The following is a 20,980-nucleotide window of genomic DNA, read 5'->3' on the forward strand; positions in this document are numbered from 1 at the left end:
GAACCCGCCAGTCACCCACCGACCACCTCAGAGAAATACCTGCCCAGTGCAACGCTGCCCCCCCTGCCCCTCTGGGGGAGGGGGCTGGGGGGTGGGGAGCCCCGCCGCCAGATGCACCCCTTACGCGCGCACTCAGTGGGTCAGTAGTCCATGACCTGCCGAATCGCCTTCGCCACCCGCAGAGGGTTGGGCCGGTACACGTCCTCGACGGCGGTGAAGGGTGGGTAGGGCGCGTCGAAGCCGGTGACGCGGACGATGGGCGCGCGGAGGTGTTCGATGGCTTCTTCGGCGATGACGGCGGCGATTTCGCTGTGGAAGCCGGCGGTGCGGGGGGCTTCGGTGACGATGACGGCGCGGCCGGTCTTGGCGACGCTGGTGATGACGGTGTCGGTGTCCATGGGGACGAGGGTGCGCAGGTCGATGACTTCCACGCCGATCCCAGCCTGTGCGGCGGCGGCGGCGGCTTTCTGGGCGACTTCGACCATGCCGCCGTAGCAGATGACGGTGACGTCGTCGCCTTGGGTGACGAGGCGGGCTTTGCCGATGGGGACGCGGTAGTCGCCGACGGGGACGTCTTCTTTGACGCTGCGGTAGAGCTTGATGGCTTCGAAGAAGAAGACGGGGTCCGGGTCGTTGATGGCGCTGAGCAGCAGGCCTTTGGCGTCGGCGGGGGTGCTGGGGATGACGACTTTGACGCCGGGGGTGTGGGCGAGGATGGCTTCGGGGCTGTCGGCGTGTTGTTCGGGGGTGTGGACGCCGCCGCCGTAGGGGGCGCGGATGACCATGGGGAGGTGGTAGCGGCTGCGGGTGCGGTGGCGGTAGCGGCCGAGGTGGGAGAGGATCTGGTCGAGGGCGGGGTAGAGGAAGCCTGCGAACTGGATTTCCGCGACGGGTTTGAGGCCGGCGAGGCCCATGCCGATGCCCATGCCGACGATGGCGGCTTCGGCGAGGGGGGTGTCGAACACGCGCCCTTCTCCGTGTTTGGCCTGGAGGCCGTCGGTGGCGCGGAACACGCCGCCCATGACGCCGACGTCCTCGCCGAAGATGTGCACGGTGTCGTCGGCGGCGAGGGCGATGTCGAGGGCGTCGTTGATGGCGGCGACCATGGTCATGTTCCTGGTGCCGGTGGGGGGGGTGGCGGTGGCGGTCATGCCTGCTCCTTGCTGTTCTGGGCGCTGTCCTGCGCGGTGTGTTCGGCGAGGATCTCCGCGCGCTGCTTTTGCAGCTGGGGGGTGGGTTCGGCGAAGACGTGGTCGAGGATCTCGGCGGGGGTGGGTTCGGGGTAGCTGTCGGCCTCGGCCAGGGCGGCCTCGAACTCGGTGGCGATCTCGGCGAGCAGATCGGCCTCGCTGGCCTCGGTCATCAGGCCCGCGTTCAGGAGGTGGGTGCGCAGGCGCGTGACGGGGTCCTTGGCGTCCCAGCCGGCGGTGTCGGCCTCGCTGCGGTAGCGGCTGGGGTCGTCGGCGACGGTGTGCGGCTTCACGCGGTACGTGACCGTCTCGATCAGGGTGGGACCGCCGCCGCTGCGGGCACGCTCCACGGCCTCGCGGGTCACGTGGTAGGTGGCCAGGGCGTCGTTGCCGTCCACGCGCACGCCGGGAATCCCGTACCCGTCGGCGCGGCGACTCAGGTCGGTGGCGCGCGTCTGAGCGCGGGTGGGGACGCTGATCGCCCAGCCGTTGTTCTGGAGGATGAACACGCACGGGGCGTTCAGGGCTCCGGCGAAGTTCAGGGCCTCATGGAAGTCGCCCTCGCTGCTGCCGCCGTCCCCGATGAAGGCCATGGCGACGTTGCGGGTGCCCTGGCGCCGCTCGGCGAGGGCCGCGCCGACCGCCTGCGGGTACTGCGTGGCAATCGGGATGTAGAACGGCAGGACCTTCAGGTCGGCGGGCATGTGCCACCCGTGCGGACTGGTGCGCCAGTAGGCGAGGGTGCGGGCGATGGGCAGGCCCAGGGTCAGGGCTGCGCCGGTGTCGCGGTAGGTGGGGAACAGCCAGTCGTCCTTGGTCAGCGCGGCGGCGGTGCCGACCTGGCTGGCCTCCATGCCGCCGAAGGGTGGGAAGACGCCCAGGCGACCCTGGCGGTACAGCACCCAGCCTCGCTCGTCGAAGTGCCGGGCGCGGCGCATCTGCCGGTACAGTTCCAGGCGGGTGGCGGGCTCGGGCAGCAGGTCCTCACGGACGACCGTGCCGTCCGGCGCGAGGCACTGCACCATGTCGCCGCTGTCCTGCGCGGCGTCGTACGCGGCCTGCGCCGCCGCGTAGCCGGGGGCGGTGTCCTGCGACTCTGTGGCTGGAGCGTGGGGCTGCGGGGCAGCCGGTCTGGTATCTGGGGTCATGAAATCTCCTGGGTGGGGGGCAGGCGCGGGGTCCGGGGCAGAGGAGTGGCGGGGCGCGTCAGGGCGCGCGGCGCTGGTTCAGCAGCCGGTCGCTGCGCGGGGGCAGGCCGGGAGCGGGACAGGAAAGGACGTCAGGCATGGCGGGGCAGGGGAGGGGGGTACAGCGGCGCGCTGGCCGGGGCATGTTGAAGTGCCTCCCAGCGTAGCAGCCGGGAGGCACCTTTCCAAACGGACGTTTGTTTTCAGTGGCGGGGCGGCGCGGCCGCGTCCGGCATCACTGCCAGTTGCCGCCGTTGTACGTGGCGCTGCCCGAGGCGGGCGTGGTGTAAGAGCGGTTGCTGCCGCCCTCCCAGGTGACGCTGGCGCCGCTGTCGCCGGGTTTCTTGATGAACTTGAACTGCGTGGCCACGCTGGGCGGCAGGCTCACGGTGGTCTTCCAGGTGCAGGTGCTGCCCGAGCAGTCGCCCGGTGTCATGGCAAGCGCCGACGCGGTGTTCCACGCGCCCAGTTCGGCGCGGTTGCCGGTCAGGTACACGTCCTGCCCGAAGAAGGTGCTGGCCCGCACCTGGAAGGTCACGCTGACGGCCGCGCCGCCCCCGCCGCCGGTGCCGGTGGCGCCCGCGCGGTAGATGCCCATCCGGCCCGCGCCGATGGTCAGCGGGAGTTTCCCGCCCGTGACGGTCGCGCTGCTGGGCGCTCCCTCGGCGAGCAGGTCGTTGAAGACCGTGCCGTTGCTCAGCGCACTCTTGTCGGCCGCGCTGATGCCCGCGTTGCCCTGAATGTCCAGGTTCACGGTCGCGGCGCTGCCCGAGGTGTTCACGATCACCACGACGCGGTTGGCGCCGCTGCCCCGGTAGAAGGCGTACACGTTCTGCCCCCCGTTCGGGCGCCACAGTTCGGCGTAGCCTCCCTTCCACAGGCCGGGGTTCGCGGTGCGGATGCCCACGAGTTTCTTCGTGAGGTCGTAGGTGTTCTTGGGAGTGCCGCCGCCCGCCACGAAGTTCGCCTGCGTGACGCTGCGCCCCGCGTCGGTCCAGGCCCAGCCCGGCATGTCGCGGCGGTTGTCGGGGTCGTTCGCGCCGTACATGCCCAGTTCGTTGCCGTAGTACAGCTGCGGAATGCCGGGCAGGGTCATCAGCAGGCCCAGCGCGTTGCCGTAACGGGCGCGGATCTCGGATTCGGCGACGCCGGTGCCGGGTTCGTTCACGAAGCGCGGCACGTCGTGGTTGTCGAGCAGGTTCACCTGCAGCAGCGTGCGGTCCAGGCCCAGGGTGCCGACCGTGTCCTGCATACTCCCGGCCACCCGGTCGAGGCTGCCGCCCTTCCCGACCGAGTCCACCAGCGCCTGCCGCAGCGGGAAGTTGAACGTGGAGTCGAACCCGGCGTCCAGGAATGGCTTGAGCTGCGAGGCGCTGCCCGACAGGAACGCCTCGCCCAGCAGGAAGGTATTGGGGCGCGAGGCGAGCACGCCCGGCACCCAGGAGTTCTGCCAGTAGGAGTTGGGGACGTGCTTGACGGTGTCCATGCGGATGGCGTCCACGGCGTAGTTCGTGACCCAGGTCTTGCTGAGGTTGGTCAGGTACGTGGCGACGGCGCTGTCCTCCTGCCGGAAGTCCGGCAGGCCCGCCAGGGGGCAGACGATGTCGTCGCCGGTGCAGTTGCTGTGGAACCACGAGGGGTTCTGGCTGACGATCCGCGCGCCGTACCCGGCGTGGTTGACGACCATGTCCATCATGTATTTCTGCCCGCCGGCCTTCAGGTCGCTGATCAGGCCAGTGAGGTCGGCGCCCGTGCCCAGTCTGGGTTCGATGGCGGTGTCGTTGGGGTTGGTGTAGTCGGGCCAGTAGCCGTGGTACCCGCAGGAGTTCCCGTTCACGATCCCGACCTGCTTGTACACGGGGGTGGTCCAGACGGCGGTGGCGCCCAGGTCGCGGATGTAGCCCAGGCGGTTGCGCAGGCCCTGGAGGTCGCCGCCGTGGAATTTGGTGGGGCTGGCCGGGTCGAAGCAGTTCGGTTGCCCCAGGGTGTCGTTGGAAGTGTTTCCATTCGAGAAACGGTCCGGCATCACGAGGTAGATGACCTGCTGCCGCCAGGCGTCGATGGCGCTGCCGCTGATCGCCTGGGCCTGCACACCCCCGCTGCTGGAAACGGTTCCAGGCTGGGCAGCCGACAGCGGCGCCGGAGCAGGAGCCTGAGAGCAGGCGGACAGGAGCAGGGCGACCGACAGCGCGCCCCCGATTCCGGGACGGACAGCAGGAGAATACACAGAACGTTTCACGGCGAAACCTCCAGAAAGAGTGCTCCGCCACGGCGCGGAGCGGGCACGAATTGAATTGTGGTGCGTGCCCATCATAATGGTCGGCCCCGCCCGGAACGCAAGAGGAGGGGCCAGTCCAAACAGACTGACCCCTCTAGACAACACGGCGTTCACGGCTCATACGGATTCCGTTTGTTTCGCCGACAATCCGGTGACGTTCCGGATTGTCGGCTCCACGTCCGGAGGGGCGTTTCTCTCCTTCTCTGCGGGGCAGCTCTCCGAGTCGCATCCGCTCGGATTGAACGGGCTTTGCAGCCCATTCAATCGGAGTCCGTATCAGATTCGCTTGTCGCTGCCGCTGATCGGTGCCCACTCGCCGGGCGCCAGCCCTCAGCGGCGCTCGACCGTGATCTCGGTGCGGTTGCCCTTGCGCTTGACCTTCAGCTCGGCCTTGCCGCCACCGGCGCGGCGGAACTCGCTCTCGATCTCGTTGTTCTTCACGCGGGTCCCGACCAGCACGTACCCCTCGGCCCGCAGTTTCGCGGCGTAGGCGTCATGCTGGGCGCGCAGGTCCGTGCGGTTGTCGACGCTGATCCGCCACTCGCGCTGCGTGCCCCAGGGGTTCACCACGACCGGCGCCGGCGTGGGCCTGACCGGCTGCGGCGCGCTGACCGCGCGGCCCGCCACCGTGTAGAAGGCCGTGTCGCTGACCCAGGTGTTCTGCGGCAGCGGCGTCACGACGATGCTCAGCGCCTGCGCCAGCCCCTGCTGCCCTGTGACCTTCACGCTGGCGAAGCTGTTCTGCTCGGACTTGAATGTGGCGATCTGATCGAGGTTCAGCGGCGTGCGGCTCGCGACGGCCAGCACCTTGTTCACGCCGTAGGGCGCGGCGATGTCGAAGCTGAAGGGATCACCGGCCGAGGGGAAGGCCTTGACCACGTTCGCCTTCAGGAAGTTCGCGCCGCCCTGGTAACGGTTGGGCAGGATCAGGTCCACCTGCCCCTGCGGGTCCACGTTGAACAGGTACACGTACGCGTCCTGCGTGACGCTGGTGTACAGGCGGATCTTCTCGCCCGGCGCGTAGGCGGGCGTGCCGGCGCCGCTGCTGTCGCGGTCCGTCCAGACCTTCACGTTCAGTTCCGAGGTCACGGGGTTCACGATGATGCTCTGGGCGCTCAGGGTCGGCGCGGCCTGCGCGGGGCCGGAGGAGGACACGGCGGCCAGGGCGACGGTCAGGGCCATCAGGGAGTGGGGTCGGAAGGAAGTCATGCCGGCAGTGTGCCCGCCGCGCGTGACGCCCACCTGACCCGTCCCCACACGCCCATCCCGCGAGTTCTCATGAGCCGGTCAGGTTCCGGCCACCGGCAGCAATCGGAATACGTGTCACAAAGTAAATTCTGTTCATGCGTCCCTTGTGATCCGCTCATCCGGGCACTAGACTGACCGGCGTGCTCCCCCGCAACCCACACCCACAGTCACGCTTCCGCGTGTGGCGCCGCCTGGGACTGATCACCCTGCTCACGCTGGCGCCGGTCACCGCCGGACAGGTGAACCCCGCCTCCAAATCGCGGCTGCCGGCCTTCACGTACGTCCGCGCCGCGCAACCCACCCCGAAAGCCAAACCGGGCGAACGCCGCGCGCTCACCATCAGCACCGGCCAGCGCGAACTGAACCTCACGCTCGGGCAGTTGCAGGCCATGCCCGCCGTGCGCTACACCACCCACCACCCCCAGCTGAAACGCAGCTTCACGTACGAGGGCGTCACGCTGCGCGACCTCGCCGCGCGCGGCGGATTCCTGGGCCGCGACCTGCGTGTGTACGCCGCCAACGGCTTCGCCAGCACCATCCGCGCCGACGACTACATGAACTGGCCGATCATGCTCGCCTACCGCGCCGACGGCGCGCCCATCCCGATCCTGCAGAAAGGCCCGCTGACCGTCGTGCTGCCCGAACGCCCCGAACGCTTCCACGCCGGCGAGTACTCGGCCGCGTGGGTGTGGTTCGCCGAACGGATCGCCCCGGCCCAGTGACCGCTCCGACCGGGCACCAGGGACCGGCGCGGCTGTGGCTGCTGGCCCGCGAACTGCTGCTGGCCATCCTGCCGGGCCTCCTGACGACCGCCGTGCTGGTGGCCACCACCCTGCCCGCCTACAACGCCCTGAAGAACACCGGGACCGGCTGGACGCCCTACGCGTACCAGGGCTTCGCGCAGGACGTCCTGCAATACCAGGTCTCCCGGCACCCGGACGTGCCCGCCGAGGACCGCGAGCGGCGCCGCCTGATGGCCCTGTCCAGCGCCCTGAACCGCGCGCAGTTCGGGCTGCTCGACGACGTGGAACGCCTCGGCGAACGCCGCCTGTCGGTCGCGGCCCGCAACCTGCAGGAAGACACCGACGCCTCGGCCGCGCGGGCCGTGCAGGAAGCGCTGGGCCTGAGCGCCCAGGCCACCGAGTACGCCAAGGGCCTGGGCATCCGCTACGAGCAGGAACTCCAGCGGCTGCGCTACGCCCTGGTCGTCACCTCGGTCCTGACCGGCGTGCTCAGCGCCCTGCTGATCCTGCGCGCCCTGTGGCTGTGGCGCGGCGAACACCAGCGCACCCGCCAGCGCGAGGAACGCCAGCTCGAGGCACTGAACCTCGCCAGTCACGAGATGCGCCGGCCCCTCCAGACCCTGCTGCTCGCCAGCGACCTGCTGCGCCGCGCCGAGACGCCCGACCAGCAGCAACGCCTGCTGACCATGATCGAGGACAGCGCCTCGCAGATCTCGAACCGCGCCGACCTCAGCCGCCTGAACGACCTGTACCTCGACGTGACCCTGAACCCCCAGCGCACCGACCTGCGCCCCCTGCTGCGCCGCTTCGGTTCGGAACGTGTGCACGTCGTCACGCCCGACACGCCCGTGCCGTGGTCCGTGGACGTCGGCCGGTTCCGGCAGATGATCGAGAACCTCGTCGAGAACGCCCTGAAATACACCGCCGGCGTCGTCGAGGTCAGCCTGAGCACCCCGCACGGCCGGCCGCAGGTGCAGGTCCGTGACTTCGGCCCCGGTATGAGCGACGAACTGCAACGCCGCGTCTTCCAGCCCTACGAGCGCGGCCCGGTCAGCCTGGGCAGCGGCCAGGGCCTGGGCCTGCCCCTGGTGCGCCGCTACGCCCGCGCGCACGGCGGGGACGTCACCATCGGCCACGCGCCCGGCGGCGGCCTGATCATGACCGTCACGCTGGGCGACCCCACCACGCACCTGCGCGCCCCGGTCAGTGCCACGCCCGCCCGGCGGGACTGACCGGCAGCTGACGAACCGGATTTCCGCACAGCGTCCAGGCCCGCCGCGCCCTACGCTGGGTAACGTGACCCGCCGTTCCCTCCTGCTTCCGCTGCTGCTGGGCCTGCTGGCCGCGTCCGCCCCGGCCGCCCACGCGCAGGGCACCTTCCGGGTCGGGTACAGCGCCGACTCTACCCGGCAGGCCCCGCTGACCGTCACGTTCACCGCCACCTTCCCGGCCGCGCACACGGTCCGCTGGGCGTTCGGGGACGGCGCCGCCGCGCAGGGCCCGCAGGTCACGCACACGTACTACCGGCCCGGCACGTTCACGCTGACCGCCACGCTGCTCAACGCGCAGGGCCGCGAGGTCAGCCGCGCCGAGACGCCCATCGAGGTCCGCAGCGGCGGCCCCGAACGCGCCGAACTGACCGTCCTGCACGCGCCGGGCAGCGTCCGCATCGGCCCGGCCGGCAGCGTCCTGTACCGCCCGGAACCGCCGCGCGTGTTCCTCGACGGCCGCGAGGTCGGCCCCGGCCCCGCCCCCCTGACCCCCGGCCCGCACGCGGCGCTGGCCCAGGCGACCGGCAGCGCCGGCCAGCGCCTGGAACGTCGCCTGACCCTGAACGCCGCGCCCTTCCAGACGAGCCCCGCCTTCGACAGCGAGGTGCTGCGCCTCACCAACCGCGCCCGCGCGCAGGGCTGGAACTGCGCGACCCTCCGCACGGGCGGCCCGGCCCTGCCCCCGCTCGCCCCGCACCCCGCGCTGGACCTCGCCGCGCAGGGGCAGTCGGCCGGCATGGCGCTGTACGGGTACTTCGACCACACCAGCGCCCTGGACGGCAGCAGCCCCATGCGCCGCGTGCAGACGGCCGGCCTGAACCCCGCCAGCGTCGCCGAGAACATCGCCGCCGGACAGACCACGCCCGCCGAGGTCGTGGACGGCTGGCTGCGCAGCCCCGGCCACTGCCGCAACGTCATGGGGAACTTCACCCTGATCGGCCTGTCGTACGTGGCCCGCCCCGGCACCCCGTACACCCACTACTGGACGCAGGTCTTCGCGCGGCCCTGAACCCGCCGGGTGACCGGCAGGCGCCGGCCGTTGCGGCAGGAGTCCGGATCATACGGACTCCGATTGAATGGGCTGAAAAGCCCGTTCAATCCGAGCGGATGCGAGAGGGAGAGAAACGGATTCCGGACGTGGAGCCAACAATCCGGTGACGTTCCGGATTGTTGGCGAAATAAACGGAATCCGTATCAGTTCACGTCAGCGACGCTTTCGAGCAGGTCGGCCAGCTGCTCCTTGGCGCGGAACACGCGGCTCTTGGCCGTGCCGAGCGCCACACCCTGAATCTGCGCGATCTCGTCGTAACTCAGGTCTTCCATGAAGCGCAGCACGACCGCCTCGCGGTACTCGGGCGGCAGCTGTTGCAGGGCGCGCTGCACGCGGTCCTGCGCGTCGGCACTCTCGGCGGCCTGCACCGGGGAGCGTTTCTCGCTGGTGACCTCGAACCCCACGTCCTCGCGCGCCTGTTCCAGCGAGAAGCGCTGCAACTGCTTGCGGCGGTGCGATTCGATCTGCGTGTTCCTGGCCACCTGATACAGCCACGGCAGCACCCGCTCGCCCGGCCGGAAGGTGCGGATGCTGCGCCACGCGCGGTAGAAGACCTCCTGCGTCAGGTCCAGGGCGTCCTCGCTGTTGCCTTCCAGGCGGTACAGGTACCCGTACATGCGGCCCTCGTACTCCTGCACGAACTCGAACCACGCGCGTTCCTCGCCGGCCGTCAGCCGCTCCAGCAGCTCGGGTGAGATCAGATCGGCAGGCGCAGGATCGGCCGGTACGGGATCGGTCAGCGCAGGGTCGGTCGGAGGGTTCACAGTGCTCCTACCATAGCGCCCCGCCCCGGTCCGGCGCGCCGCACACCGCCCGGCGGCTGCGCTACCATGCGCGCCACCCGCCCATGACGACCCCGCCTCCCCCCGCCTCTGTCCCGCCGCCCGTCCCCCCGGCGCCGCCGGAGTCGTCCGCCCTGAGCGAGGCGCTGCGCGGCATGCTGCCTGACCTGAGCGTGGGCGCGCTGCTGGGCTTCGCGACGGGCGTGGCCCTGCGGCACATCGGGCGGGTGGCGCTGATCGCGCTGGGCGCGCTGTTCATCACGCTGCAACTGCTGTCGTACTTCGGGCTGATCACCGTGAACTGGTGGCAGGTGCAGGCGCTGACCGAACCGTGGTTGCGCCAGGGCAGCGAACAGGGCGGCGCGTGGCTGGCGCGGGTCCTGACGGCCAACCTGCCGTTCGCCGGGGCGTTCACCGCCGGCATGTTGCTGGGCCTGCGCGCCAGGGTGTAGAGAGCGAACAGTTGATGGTAGAGAGACGCACCCCTCTATCAACCATCAACGTTCAACCATCAACCCTTACGCGCTGCCGCGCACGATCAGGCGCGGTTCGAAGCGGCGGGCGCGGGGCGGTCCCTTGTAGCCGTTCAGGCGCGAGAGCAGCAGTTGCGCGGCCTCGTAGCCCATGCTCTCGACCGGCTGGTGCAGGGTGGTCAGGCCGCGCTCGGCTGCCCAGGGCTGATCGTCGAAGCCGATGACGCGCACGTCCTGCCCGATCCGCAGGCCGCGCAGGCGCACCTCGTCGAGCAGCGCGCCGGCCAGCATGTCGGCGGAGGCGAACACCGTGCAGGGCAGCCCGGCGGCCTGCGCGTCGTCCAGCAGGGTCGCGGCGGTGTTGCGGGCGGCCAGCGAGTCGAAGCTGGAGGTGTACTCGGCGCGGACGCTGCGCCCGGCGGCCTGCACCTCACTCATGAAGCCGCTGCGGCGGTCCTCGAACACGCGGGTGGTGAACAGCTGGTCGAGTTCCGTCTCGACCCACACGGCGTACAGCTGCCCCGGCAGTTTCGCGGCGTACTCGCCGGCCAGTCGGCCCCCGGCGACGTTGTCCATGAACGAGGAATCCACGTTGTCGGCGTAGGCGTCGACCAGCACGGTCGGCTGCTGGGTGCGCAGGCGCCGCTCGTGGAACATCTGCGTGAGGTTGTAGGTCGCCATGACCAGCCCGTCCGCCTGGTACGCCAGGGTGTGGGAGCCCAGGTAACGTTCCAGCCGCGAGCGGTCCAGCAGCGGGAAGATCGCCACGTCGTACCGCGCCTCCTGGAAGGCGCTTTCCAGGCCGTCGAGCAGCCGCACGTAGAACTCGGTGGTCAGGACCGGCAGCAGCACGCTGATGGTGTAGCTCTTGCCGCCGGCGATGCGGCGGGCGTGCGGGTTGGGGGTGTACTCGAGGTCCGAGATGGCCTTGAGCACGCTCTCGCGCGTGGCTCCCTTGACGGCGACGTGGTTGTTCAGCACCCGTGAAACGGTGCCGACTCCAACCCCGGCCTGCCGGGCTACGTCCTGAATGGTGGGTTTGCGCATGATCTTGCCCTCACCATACTCCCTTTGTGGAACGGGTTCCACAGCCCGGCGCGTGCGGGGCCGGTGGGACAATGCGGCCCCCGGCGCGGCCTAGACTGCCCCGTGAAGGCCGCCGGAGGCCGCTCCACGCCCCGCCTGACTTCCGGTTCCCGGCCGCTGAAAGGAGTGTCATGACTGCACCTGCCCACCCGCCCCGACGTTCCGTGGCCGCCCTGGCCCTGCTGACGCTGCTCGCCCTGAGCGCCTGCGGTCCCCGCGCGGCGTCCGAACCGGCGGCGGGCCGCGCGCCGTCCGTGCAGGCGGACGCGCCGGACACGACCGGTCAAGACAGTGCCGGTCACGACAGCACCAGTCATGACAGTGCTGGTCACGACAGCACCGGTCACGACATGGCCGGGATGGACCATGCCGCCGGGGACCACACCGCCGGGGACCATGGCAGCATGAACCACGGCGCTGCCTCCCAGGGTGCCGCCCCGGTCACCCCGGCGAACGCCGCGCCGCTCCCGCTGACCGTGACGGACGGCCGCGTGGTCGCCGTGCCGCCCGGCGTGACGGACACCAGCGTGTTCGCCACCCTGACGAACACCGGCCCCGACGACATTCAGCTGAGCGGTGTGAGCAGCCCCGCCGCGACCGGCGGCCTGCTGATGATCACCCGCACCGACGCGGCCGGCCTGACCGGCATGAGCGGCGTGGACACCCTGACCGTCCCGGCCGGCGGCACCCTGACCCTCAGCGACACGGGCGACCACCTGATGCTCAGCGGCCTGAAAGCCCCGTTGCAGGCGGGCGAACGCCTGAGCCTCACCCTGACCGACACGCAGGGCCGCGCCCTGACCCTGGACCTGCCGGTCCTGAAACCCTGACCCGCCCCGGAGACACCCGTGACCGAAACGCCCCCCCACCCGCCGCTCGCGCCCCCCGGCCCGCCCGCCCGCCCCTGGTACGTGTCGGCGCTGCTGGCGACCGCCGCCGTGACCCTGCTGCTGCTGGCCGTGTGGGGTTACGCCCGCCTGAAAAGCCCGTACCCCTTCTTCGGCACGGCGTACCCGGCCGGGACGCGGGCCGCCGGGTTCAGCGGGACCGTGCAGGCCGGGGAGCGCGAGCAGCCCTTCACGTTCACGCCGGACAGCGGACAGGCGGGCGGTCCGGTCACGGCGCTGTTCTTCGGGTTCACGAACTGCCCGAACATCTGCCCGCTGACCCTCTCGTACCTCAACCGCGTGCGTGACGCCCTGCCACCCGCACAGCGCGAGCGGCTGCGGGTCGTGCTCGTCAGCGTGGACCCCGCGCGGGACACGCCCGCCCGCCTGAACGAGTACGTGTCGTTCTTCGGGAAGGCCGGCGTGGGCGTGCGCGTGCCGGAACCGGCGCTGTCCACCCTGGCCGCCGCGTACGGCGTGGCGTACCAGAAGGCCGACGTGAAAGGCCCGGAGTCGTACCAGATCAACCACACCACCGCCACGTACCTGATCGACGCGCGCGGGCAGCTGCGGGTCCTGTGGGACTACACCCAGCTGCCGCAACTCGAACGCGTGAAAGCCGACGTGCAGTACGTCCTGGAGACCCCATGAGCGCCCCCACCCCCGTCAACCTGAACCCCACCCTGGCCGACCTGCTGGCCCCCACGCCCGACCCGGCCTTCCTGATTCCCACGCTGCTGGCCGTCGCCGCGTACACCTGGGGCTTCCTGCGTGCGCGGCGCGGCGCGGCGGCCGGTGCGTGGCCGGCGTGGCGGGCCGCGCTGTTCGCGCTGGGCACCCTGCTGCTGCTGATCACCACCCAGAGCCGCGCCGCCACCATGACCCAGAGCAGCATGGCGCTGTACATGGGCCGCCTGATGGTCCTGGCGGAACTCGTGCCGCCGCTGCTGGTGCTGGGCCTGCCGCGCCTGAACCTGCACCCGCGCCGCGCCCTGGGCCGCGTGCTCGGCGTCCTGCTGGACCCCTGGGTGGCGCTGGCCGTCTGGACGGCCGTGATCGTGTTCTGGAACGTCCCCGCCGGATTCAACGCCAGCGTCGTGTCGAACACCGCTGGGGCGCTGCTGCCCGCCCTGTACCTGCTGAGCAGCCTGCTGGTCTGGAGCGTCATCCTGCGCCCGCTGCCCAGCGTGCAACCCGCCGACATCGGCTCGCGCGGCTGGTTCGGGCTGATCAGCGCGTTGCCCATGATGGCCGTCGCCAGCGTCTGGCTGTACTCCCCCCAGGTGCTGTACACCCCGTACGTGAGCGCCCTGTGCCTGTGGAACTACACGCCCCTGCAGAACCAGCAGCTCAGTGGCTGGATCATGATGCTCGCCGGACTGCCCGCCCTGGCCCTGGCGTTCATCCAGCTGTTCGCGTGGCTGGTCAAACTCTCCGAGGGGCAGGGCATGCCGCCCCAGCCTCCCACCCGGCCGCCCGCGCCGCCCACCCGGCCCTGAGCCGGCCCCACCCCGCCTCTGTGGCCGCCCTGCGCTAGCCTGCACCCATGCATGACGCAGTGGTGATCGGCAGTGGACTGGCAGGACTCACGGCGGCGCGGGTTCTGGCGCGCGCCGGGCAGCGGGTGCGGGTGCTGGAGGCCGCGCCGTTCGTGGGGGGCCGCGTTCACTCGCGCGCCGTGAACGGCTTCACGCTGGACGCCGGGTATCAGGTGCTGTTCCCGGCGTACCCGGCGGTGCGGCGGCACCTGGACCTGGGCGCGCTGGACCTGGTGCCCGTGCCGTCGGCGGCGGTCGTGCGGCGCGGCGCGCGGACCGACACGCTCGGCAGTCCCCTGAGCGACCCGGCGGCGCTGCCCTCGACCCTGCTGAGCGGCGTGCTGAGCGTGCCCGACAAGGCGCGCGTGGCGGCCCTGGCCCTGAAACTGCGCGCCCCGGCGCCGCACACGCTGCTGCGCGGCGACGATCAGACGACCGAGGCGTTCCTGCGCGAATTCGGGTTCAGCGAGGACGCGCTGGACCGTTTCTTCCGGCCATTCTTCGGGGGGATCTTCCTGCGGCGCGAACTGGACACCAGTGCCCGCCTGTTCCGCTACTACTTCCGCATGCTGATGGACGGCGGCGCGGCGCTGCCCCGCGCGGGCATGGGCGAGGTGGCGGCGCAACTGGCGGGCGGGCTGGATGTGGTGACCGGCGTGCGCGCCACCCGCCTGAAATCCCACGCGGCGCACGTGACCGTGACCACCAGCGCCGGCGAACTGGACGCGCGGCAGGTGATCGTCGCGACCGACCCGGACGGCGCCGCCGCCCTGACCGGCCAGCCGACCGGGCGCGGCAGCCTGGGCAGCACGTACCTGCACTACGCCGCCCCACACGGCCTGGACCGCGAGACACGGCTGCTGCTGAATGCCGAGGCGGGCTTCATCAACAACGCGCACTGGCTGTCGAACGTGATCCCACAGCGCGCCCCGCAGGGCCAGTCGCTGCTGACCGTGACCGTCCTGGGCCTCCCGGACCTCGACGACGACGCCCTGGACGCCCGCGTGCGCGGCGAACTGGACCGCTGGTACGGCCCGCAGACCGCCGCGCTGCGGACCCTGCTGGTCGAACGCATCCGCCACGCGCAGTACCCGCAGCCCGCCGGGTACGCCGCCACCCTCGCCGGGCACGCCACGCCCCTGCCCGGCGTGATCCTGGCGGGCGAGGCGACCTCCATGAGCGGCATCCAGGGTGCCATGGAAAGCGGCGAGAAGGCGGCCGCCATCGTCCTGAACGACCCGGCTGGCATGAGCCGCCCCAGGGGCGCATGACCGCCCACCCCGCCCCGAGCCAACCGGGCGCGCGACTGGACCATCTGGTCATCGCCGCCCGCACCCTGGAGGAAGGCCGCGCGTGGCTCGAAGGCCGCCTGCACTGTCCGCTGGAGCCGGGCGGCGAGCACGAGCTGTTCGGCACGCACAACGCCCTGCTGTCCCTGGGACCCGACGCCTACCTGGAAGTGATCGCCGTGAACCCGAAGGCCCCCGCCCCGGCCCGCCCCCGCTGGTTCGGGCTGGACACCCCCGCCATGCAGCGGCGCCTGTCGCACGGCCCGGCCCTGATCCACTGGGTGGCGGGTGTGCCGCGCCTGCCGGCCGGTCCCGAAGTGCTGGCCCTGTCACGCGGCGCGAACCGCTGGACCCTGACCGTCCCCGCCGACGGCCACCTGCCCGGCGGCGGCCCCCACCCGTCCCTGATCTGCTGGGAAACCCCGCCGCCCCCCACCCGCCTGAGCGACCGGGGCGTGCGCCTGGGCACCCTGCACCTGGGCACGCCCGACCCGGACGCGCTGCGCGCCGCGCTGGACACCCTGAACTTCACGGGCGAGGTCGAGGTTCAAGAGGCCCCGCAGCCCGAACTGCGCGCCGTGCTGACCACCCCTGGCGGCCCGGTCGAACTGTGAGTGCCCACGGGCCACTGCCGCCCCCGGACGCCACCCACTACACCCGCCCGGACGGCGTGCCGCCGCGCCCCAGCGTGGGCGGGGTCATCCTGCGCCCCCTCACGCTGGATACCGTCGCTCTGGAAGGCACGCCCGGCGGCTGGCAGGTCGCGGTGGTCGTGGAACCCGGCCCCTACCCGCAACTGCCCAAGGGTGGCCTGGAGGGCAGCGAAACCCACCGGGATGCCCTGCACCGCGAACTGCGCGAGGAGGCCGGACTGGAGGGCGTGCAGATCCTCCGCGAGCTGGCGACCCTGGAACGCCTGAACTACGCCCGCACGAAGTGGCAGGTCACCCGTTACTACCTGGGCATCACCACACAGCAGGAGGCCCTGCCCCCGCTGGAGCCGGGCTACCGGCTGGAATGGCATCCCCTGGAGGGCCGCAGCGGGCAGGTGCCGGACCTGTTCTGGCCCGAGCAGACGCGGTTACTGCGGCAGGTGGTCCGCCAGCTTCAGCGGAACGGCACGCCGTTCTGACCTGCCGCCCGGCGGGGCCGCCGCCCGTGCAGCAGCGCCGCCGCCAGCAGGCCCGCCAGGAACCCGAACAGGTGCGCCTCCCACGACACGTACGGATTGCCAGGCAGCACGCCCCACAGGATGCCCCCGTACAGCGCGAATGCCGCGACCGCCACGCCGATGGCGACCGGCGTGCGCTCCCACCAGCCCACGCCCAGCAGGTACGCCAGGAACCCGAACACCAGTTCGCTGGCGCCCAGGTGCACGCTGCCGCCCCTCCCGAACAGCCACACCAGCGCGCCCCCCACCAGCACGATGATCAGCGTGGCCGCCACGAAGCGCGCCACGCCGCGCACGGCGCCCATGAACGCCAGCACCGCCAGCGGCACCGTGTTCGCCATCAGGTGCCCGAAGTCCGCGTGCAGGAACGGTGCGGTTAGGATGTTCCAGAACGCTCCCGTGTCACGCGGGAGGATGCCGTAACGGTCCAGCGACCCGCCGAACAGCAGCTGATCGGCCACCTCCTGCCCCCAGATGCCCGCCACGAGCGCCGCCGTCAGGGCCGCCGCCGGGCCGGGCTGACCCATGCGGGCGGGCTGACCCACACGGGAGGGCGGGCGCGCGGGACGGAACCGGTCGGGTCGGGTCATGCGTCCAGTGTGCCGCATGCGGGCCGGGCGTGGCATCCGCCGGAGGGTGCAGGGACGCGCGGGTGGGTGCGCTACGCTGCGCGCATGAACAACCCGGAATCAGGCGCCCACGCGGCAGGCACCCAGGCGGCAGGCAGCACCCCCACCCACCGACCCCTCGGGCACAGCGGACCGAGCGTCTCGGCGGTCGGGCTGGGCTGCAACAACTTCGGCGGTCGCCTCGACCAGACCGCCACCACCGCCGTCGTGCGCCGCGCGCTCGATGCGGGCATCACGCTGTTCGACACGGCCGACATCTACGGCAACCGGGGCGGCAGCGAGGAGATGCTGGGCCGCGCCCTCGGCCCGGAACGCCGGAACATCATCCTGGCCAGCAAGTTCGGCATGGACATGGGAGACGGCCAGCAGGGCGCCCGGCCCGAGTACATCCGATAGGCGCTGGAGGCCAGCCTTCGCCGCCTCGGCACGGACTACCTGGACCTGTACCAGCTGCACACCCCGGACCCGCACACGCCCATCGAGGACACCCTGGGCACCCTGAACGACCTCGTGCAGCAGGGGCTCGTGCGCGCCATCGGCGTGAGCAACATGCCCGCCGCCGACGTGCGCGCCGCCGACGCCCTGGCCCGCCAGCACGGCTGGGCGCGCTTCACGTCCTGCCAGGACGAACACAGCCTGCTGGTCCGCGACATCGAAACCGACCTGATCCCCGCCGCCCGTGACCTGAACCTGGGCCTGCTGCCGTACTTCCCGCTCGCCAGCGGCCTCCTGACCGGCAAGTACCACGCCGGGCAACCCCTCCCGGACGGCGCGCGCATCACGGGCAGCCAGGGCGCGCAGGACCGCTACCTGACCCCGCGCAACTGGGCGGTCGTCGAGAACCTGCGGACCTTCGCGGAGGGCCAGGGACACACGCTGCTGGAACTGGCGTTCAGCTGGCTGCTGTCCTTCCCCGAGACCAGCAGTGTCATCGCCGGAGCGACCCGGCCCGAACAGATCGACGCCAACGTCGCCGCCGCCAGCTGGACCCTGAGCGCCGACGAACGCGCCGAGGTGGACCGCATCACGCGCGGCTAGGCCGCAGGACGTGGGGTGGGGGAGACTTCCGGCTCCGGTGCCCAGGGTCACAGAAAAAGCCGGGGCAGGACGCTCCGGCTTTCCTGGGATCGGGTCGAGTCGAGAATCAACCCGGCCCCACTCCCCCCTTACGCCCGCTGTTTCGCTTTCAGCGCGCCTTTCTGCTGGAGGTACTCGGCGATCTGCACGGCGTTCAGGGCCGCGCCTTTCAGGAGCTGGTCGCCCGCCACGAACAGGTCAATGCCGCCGTCGAACACCAGCGACTCGCGGATGCGGCCCACCTCGACGTCGTACTTGCCGCTGGCGGTCAGGGGCATGGGGTACAGCTTACCTTCCGGGTTGTCGCGCACCTCGACCCCGGCGGCCCCGGCCAAGAGTTCGCGCACGGCCCCAGGCGTGGCGGAGCGTTCGAGTTCCAGGGTGATGGCCTCGCTGTGCGTGCGCAGCGTGGGGATACGCACGGCGGTGCAGCTGATCTTCAGGCTGTCGTCCCCGATGATCTTGCGGGTCTCCCAGGCGACCTTCATCTCTTCCTTGGTGTACCCGTTGTCCTGGAAGGAATCGATGTGCGGAATCACGTTGAAGGGAATCGGGTGCGCGAACACGCTCGCCTGCGCCTGCTCACCGTTCAGCTCCGCGCGCGTCTGCTCCAGCAGTTCCTCCATGCCCTTGGCCCCGGCGCCGCTGGTGGCCTGATACGTGCTGACGATCATGCGCTTCACGCCGTACTCGCGGTGAATGGGCGCCACGGCGACCACGGCGATGGCCGTCGTGCAGTTCGGGTTCGCGATGATGCCCTTGTGGCCCAGGGCCGCGTCCCCGTTCACCTCGGGCACGACCAGCGGTACGTCGGCGTCGTAGCGGAAGGCGCTGGAGTTGTCGATCACGACCGCGCCGCCCTCCACCCATTTGGGCGCCAGCGCCTTGCTGATGCTGCCGCCCGCCGACGCCAGGATCACGTCCGCGTCAATCGCCCCTTCCGGCGTGACCTGCACGGTCAGGGACTGGCCCTTGAAGGTCAGCTGCGTGCCCGCGCTGCGCGGACTGGCGAACAGGAGCAACTCGTCGAATTGCAGGCTGCTGCCCTCCAGCACCTTGAGAAGCTCGTGCCCCACCGCTCCGGTCGCTCCGACAATCGCTACGCGCATGCTCGTCTCCTTCCCACAAAAAAACCGCCCGGCGTGTCTCGCGGGGCGGCTGCCATCAGGACACCGCCCTCACGGGGTAATGGTGGTCATGACGGCGTTCATGCCCCCCAGCGTAGGCGCTGCCCCTCCGGGGGTCAAGGCTGCCTGCCTAGCGTGAAGGGACCGTGGGATTCAGAGGCGCACGGGAGCGTCGCCCACGCCCTGGTGCACGCAGGGTCCGGCGGTGGGGACGGTCAGGGTGATGGTCGTCTGATAGGTGAACGAGTTCATGTCGAGCGCCCCGTCCCGCTGGACGGTCAGCGTGCCGAACGTCCGGGGTTCGAGGCTCTGGGTAGCGAGCCAGTCCGTCAGGTCGCGGACCTGCGGGCCGCTCAGCTTCAGGCAGGTGCGTCCGGCGCGTCCCAGGAACTCCTGCATCAGGTTCAGTTGCGTCCCGCTGAGGGCGTGCCTGGGCACCATGATCTTCAGGTCGCGGATGGGCTGTTTCGGCGCGGCGCTCGTGAGGAACGCGAAGAGGAAGTCCGGTTCGGTCAGGCTCCGCAGGATGAAGCCGTCGTGTCCGGTCTTCCAGATCACCGTGCCGGTCACGGCCACCTGCGCCAGCGTGGTCGGCGCGGCACTACCCGGGGCGGGAACGGTCTGCGCCTGGGTGGCGGGCAGGGTCAACAGGGCAGCCAGAAGCAGAGGGCGGGACATGCCTCACGGTACGCGGCAGGACGAGCAAGAGTTGCCGCAGGTGCCCTACTTGCGCCGCCGCAGGAAGCTCAGCCACCCGGCGCGTTCGGGTTGCCGGGCCGGGGCGAAGTCCTCCATCCTGATCTCCGCTTCCGGGTGTGGCGCGGCCTCCCAGCCGTACTCGGTGGCGATCAGGCCTCCGAAGCGTCCGGCGGCGTACAGCGCGTGCGTGCGCTCCTGCTCCTCGGTGACGGCGCGCGGGTCGGCCAGCGCCTGCAGCATCGCCTGAAGGCTCTCGTCGTCGCACTGCCACGCGCCCTGCGTGAACACCGCTTCCTTACCGTAAACGCGAATCCTGGCCGACATGCACTCCTCGCAACGTGACGGGGCCGGGGTCCCGCCGTTCAGTTGTCTTGACCCGCCCAGCATAGCGCACGCCGGGCCGCGACCTGCGATACGGATTCCGTTTGTTTCGCTGACAATCCGGTAAAGTTCCGGATTGTCACCTCCACGTCCGGAACCCGGTTCTCTCCTACTCGCATCCGCTCGGACTGAACGGCTTACAAGGCCGTTCAATCGGAGTCCGTATGAGGTGCGCGCGGCCCGGCGTGCGTGAGGCTCAGCTGACCTTCTCGCCGAAACGGCGTTCGTTCCCGGCGTGCAGTTTGCGGATGTTCTCGCGGTGCTGCCACACGATCAGCGCGGCCAGCGCCGAGACGACCAGCGACAGCCACAGCGGCGCGCCCAGCAGGTACGCCGTGAACGCGCCCGTCAGCGCGCCCAGGATGCTGCCCGCCGACACGAACCGCGTGAGCCACACGGTCGTGATGCCCATCAGGAAGAAGCCCAGGCCCGCCACGGGCAGCAGCGCACAGATCGTCCCGAACGTGGTCGCCACGCCCTTGCCGCCCCTGAACTTCAGGAACGGACTGAAGTTATGCCCGATCACGGCGGCCACCCCGCACGCCGCCTGCATGGGCGCGTCCAGGCCCAGCGCACGCGCCAGCCAGATCGCCAGCGCGCCCTTGAGAATGTCGAAGATCGCCACGACGATGGCCGGGCCCTTGCCCAGGGTCCGCAGGACGTTCGTGGAACCGCTGTTGCCACTCCCGACCTTCAGGATGTCCACGCCACGCGTGCGGGCCACCCAGGCCGCCGCCGGAATCGCTCCGACCACATAAGAAATCAGCACCGCCAGCACGGCAATAAAGGTCACAGTTGCATTCTAGGGCATCGGCGGGCCGCGCATCCCTGCGGGCCGGACGGCATACGGCCCGGCCCCAGATTTGATTTTCC

21 protein-coding genes and 1 pseudogene are annotated in these 20,980 nt (G+C 70.8%); 11 read left to right on the forward strand and 11 right to left on the reverse strand.

The window, feature by feature from the left end:
* Positions 1-140 precede the first annotated feature (140 nt).
* The 4 genes from CBQ26_RS03005 to CBQ26_RS03020 form a co-directional block, all read right to left on the reverse strand.
* The gene (locus tag CBQ26_RS03005; RefSeq protein ID WP_088247115.1) at positions 141-1,151 is read right to left on the reverse strand and encodes an alpha-ketoacid dehydrogenase subunit beta; all 1,011 of its coding nucleotides are present in this window, start codon (positions 1,149-1,151) and stop codon (positions 141-143) included.
* Positions 1,148-2,215 carry a pyruvate dehydrogenase (acetyl-transferring) E1 component subunit alpha gene (pdhA, locus tag CBQ26_RS03010; protein ID WP_229844308.1) on the reverse strand — a complete coding sequence of 356 codons (1,068 nt, stop codon included), beginning with the start codon at positions 2,213-2,215 and terminating at the stop codon, positions 1,148-1,150. The genes CBQ26_RS03005 and pdhA overlap by 4 nt, the downstream gene beginning before the upstream one ends.
* A 397-nt stretch (positions 2,216-2,612) precedes the next feature.
* On the reverse strand, positions 2,613-4,616 hold the full coding sequence (locus CBQ26_RS03015) for an alpha-amylase family glycosyl hydrolase (RefSeq protein WP_244897978.1): 2,004 nt from the start codon (positions 4,614-4,616) through the stop codon (positions 2,613-2,615).
* A gap of 369 nt (positions 4,617-4,985) precedes the next feature.
* The gene (locus tag CBQ26_RS03020) at positions 4,986-5,864 is read right to left on the reverse strand and encodes a DUF4384 domain-containing protein (protein ID WP_088247117.1); all 879 of its coding nucleotides are present in this window, start codon (positions 5,862-5,864) and stop codon (positions 4,986-4,988) included.
* A 179-nt stretch (positions 5,865-6,043) separates the two neighbouring features.
* Between CBQ26_RS03020 and CBQ26_RS03025 the strand changes: the two genes are divergently transcribed.
* The 3 genes from CBQ26_RS03025 to CBQ26_RS03035 all read left to right on the forward strand — a co-directional run bounded on the left by CBQ26_RS03025 (position 6,044) and on the right by CBQ26_RS03035 (position 8,926).
* A complete protein-coding gene (locus CBQ26_RS03025; protein WP_229844294.1) occupies positions 6,044-6,625 on the forward strand; it encodes a molybdopterin-dependent oxidoreductase in 582 nt (193 codons plus the stop codon).
* The gene (locus CBQ26_RS03030; protein ID WP_229844293.1) at positions 6,622-7,878 is read left to right on the forward strand and encodes a sensor histidine kinase; all 1,257 of its coding nucleotides are present in this window, start codon (positions 6,622-6,624) and stop codon (positions 7,876-7,878) included. The genes CBQ26_RS03025 and CBQ26_RS03030 overlap by 4 nt, the downstream gene beginning before the upstream one ends.
* Positions 7,879-7,942: 64 nt before the next feature.
* The gene (locus CBQ26_RS03035; protein ID WP_088247118.1) at positions 7,943-8,926 is read left to right on the forward strand and encodes a CAP domain-containing protein; all 984 of its coding nucleotides are present in this window, start codon (positions 7,943-7,945) and stop codon (positions 8,924-8,926) included.
* A gap of 185 nt (positions 8,927-9,111) precedes the next feature.
* Here CBQ26_RS03035 and CBQ26_RS03040 read toward each other — a convergent pair whose 3' ends face one another.
* The gene (locus CBQ26_RS03040) at positions 9,112-9,669 is read right to left on the reverse strand and encodes an RNA polymerase sigma factor (RefSeq protein WP_172417945.1); all 558 of its coding nucleotides are present in this window, start codon (positions 9,667-9,669) and stop codon (positions 9,112-9,114) included.
* A gap of 146 nt (positions 9,670-9,815) precedes the next feature.
* Here CBQ26_RS03040 and CBQ26_RS03045 point away from each other — a divergent pair, with 146 nt between their 5' ends.
* Complete coding sequence (locus tag CBQ26_RS03045; protein WP_088247120.1) at positions 9,816-10,202, forward strand: FUN14 domain-containing protein; 387 nt, start codon at positions 9,816-9,818, stop codon at positions 10,200-10,202.
* Positions 10,203-10,268: 66 nt separating this feature from the next.
* On the opposite strand, the gene CBQ26_RS03050 is transcribed toward CBQ26_RS03045, so the two are convergent.
* Entirely contained in the window at positions 10,269-11,270 is a 1,002-nt protein-coding gene (locus tag CBQ26_RS03050; protein WP_088247121.1) for a LacI family DNA-binding transcriptional regulator, read from the reverse strand.
* Between the two features lie 170 nt (positions 11,271-11,440).
* On the opposite strand from CBQ26_RS03050, the gene CBQ26_RS03055 reads away from it, so the two are divergent.
* From CBQ26_RS03055 to CBQ26_RS03080, 6 genes are read left to right on the forward strand one after another with little or no spacing between them, the layout of a single operon-like run.
* A complete protein-coding gene (locus tag CBQ26_RS03055) occupies positions 11,441-12,139 on the forward strand; it encodes a copper chaperone PCu(A)C (RefSeq protein ID WP_229844292.1) in 699 nt (232 codons plus the stop codon).
* 18 nt (positions 12,140-12,157) lie between these two features.
* Positions 12,158-12,847 (forward strand): SCO family protein, encoded by a 690-nt coding sequence (locus tag CBQ26_RS03060; RefSeq protein WP_229844291.1) that lies wholly within the window; start codon positions 12,158-12,160, stop codon positions 12,845-12,847.
* Complete coding sequence (locus tag CBQ26_RS03065; RefSeq protein ID WP_088247122.1) at positions 12,844-13,695, forward strand: cytochrome c oxidase assembly protein; 852 nt, start codon at positions 12,844-12,846, stop codon at positions 13,693-13,695. The genes CBQ26_RS03060 and CBQ26_RS03065 overlap by 4 nt, the downstream gene beginning before the upstream one ends.
* A 47-nt stretch (positions 13,696-13,742) precedes the next feature.
* Positions 13,743-15,005, forward strand: coding sequence for an NAD(P)/FAD-dependent oxidoreductase (locus CBQ26_RS03070; protein ID WP_088247123.1), 1,263 nt, complete (start codon positions 13,743-13,745; stop codon positions 15,003-15,005).
* Positions 15,002-15,637, forward strand: coding sequence for a VOC family protein (locus CBQ26_RS03075; protein WP_088247124.1), 636 nt, complete (start codon positions 15,002-15,004; stop codon positions 15,635-15,637). Before CBQ26_RS03070 ends, CBQ26_RS03075 begins: the two co-directional genes overlap by 4 nt.
* Positions 15,634-16,155 carry an NUDIX domain-containing protein gene (locus tag CBQ26_RS03080; RefSeq protein ID WP_088247125.1) on the forward strand — a complete coding sequence of 174 codons (522 nt, stop codon included), beginning with the start codon at positions 15,634-15,636 and terminating at the stop codon, positions 16,153-16,155. Before CBQ26_RS03075 ends, CBQ26_RS03080 begins: the two co-directional genes overlap by 4 nt.
* Here the strand turns inward: CBQ26_RS03080 and CBQ26_RS03085 are convergent.
* On the reverse strand, positions 16,131-16,784 hold the full coding sequence (locus CBQ26_RS03085) for a rhomboid family intramembrane serine protease (RefSeq protein WP_088247126.1): 654 nt from the start codon (positions 16,782-16,784) through the stop codon (positions 16,131-16,133). The genes CBQ26_RS03080 and CBQ26_RS03085 overlap by 25 nt on opposite strands.
* 84 nt (positions 16,785-16,868) lie before the next feature.
* Between CBQ26_RS03085 and CBQ26_RS03090 the strand changes: the two are divergent.
* Positions 16,869-17,861 (forward strand): annotated as a pseudogene (locus tag CBQ26_RS03090) (aldo/keto reductase).
* 128 nt (positions 17,862-17,989) lie between these two features.
* On the opposite strand, the gene CBQ26_RS03095 reads toward CBQ26_RS03090, so the two are convergent.
* From CBQ26_RS03095 to plsY, 4 genes are all read right to left on the reverse strand, one after another.
* On the reverse strand, positions 17,990-19,009 hold the full coding sequence (locus CBQ26_RS03095; protein WP_088247127.1) for an aspartate-semialdehyde dehydrogenase: 1,020 nt from the start codon (positions 19,007-19,009) through the stop codon (positions 17,990-17,992).
* A 171-nt stretch (positions 19,010-19,180) separates the two neighbouring features.
* Positions 19,181-19,705, reverse strand: a complete 525-nt coding sequence (locus tag CBQ26_RS03100; protein ID WP_088247128.1) for a hypothetical protein — start codon at positions 19,703-19,705, stop codon at positions 19,181-19,183.
* Between the two features lie 45 nt (positions 19,706-19,750).
* Complete coding sequence (locus CBQ26_RS03105) at positions 19,751-20,050, reverse strand: hypothetical protein (protein ID WP_088247129.1); 300 nt, start codon at positions 20,048-20,050, stop codon at positions 19,751-19,753.
* A gap of 253 nt (positions 20,051-20,303) precedes the next feature.
* Positions 20,304-20,900, reverse strand: a complete 597-nt coding sequence (plsY, locus tag CBQ26_RS03110; protein ID WP_088247130.1) for a glycerol-3-phosphate 1-O-acyltransferase PlsY — start codon at positions 20,898-20,900, stop codon at positions 20,304-20,306.
* Positions 20,901-20,980 lie beyond the last annotated feature (80 nt).

Origin of the sequence: Deinococcus indicus, assembly GCF_002198095.1 — a bacterium.
GTDB lineage: Bacteria > Deinococcota > Deinococci > Deinococcales > Deinococcaceae > Deinococcus > Deinococcus caeni.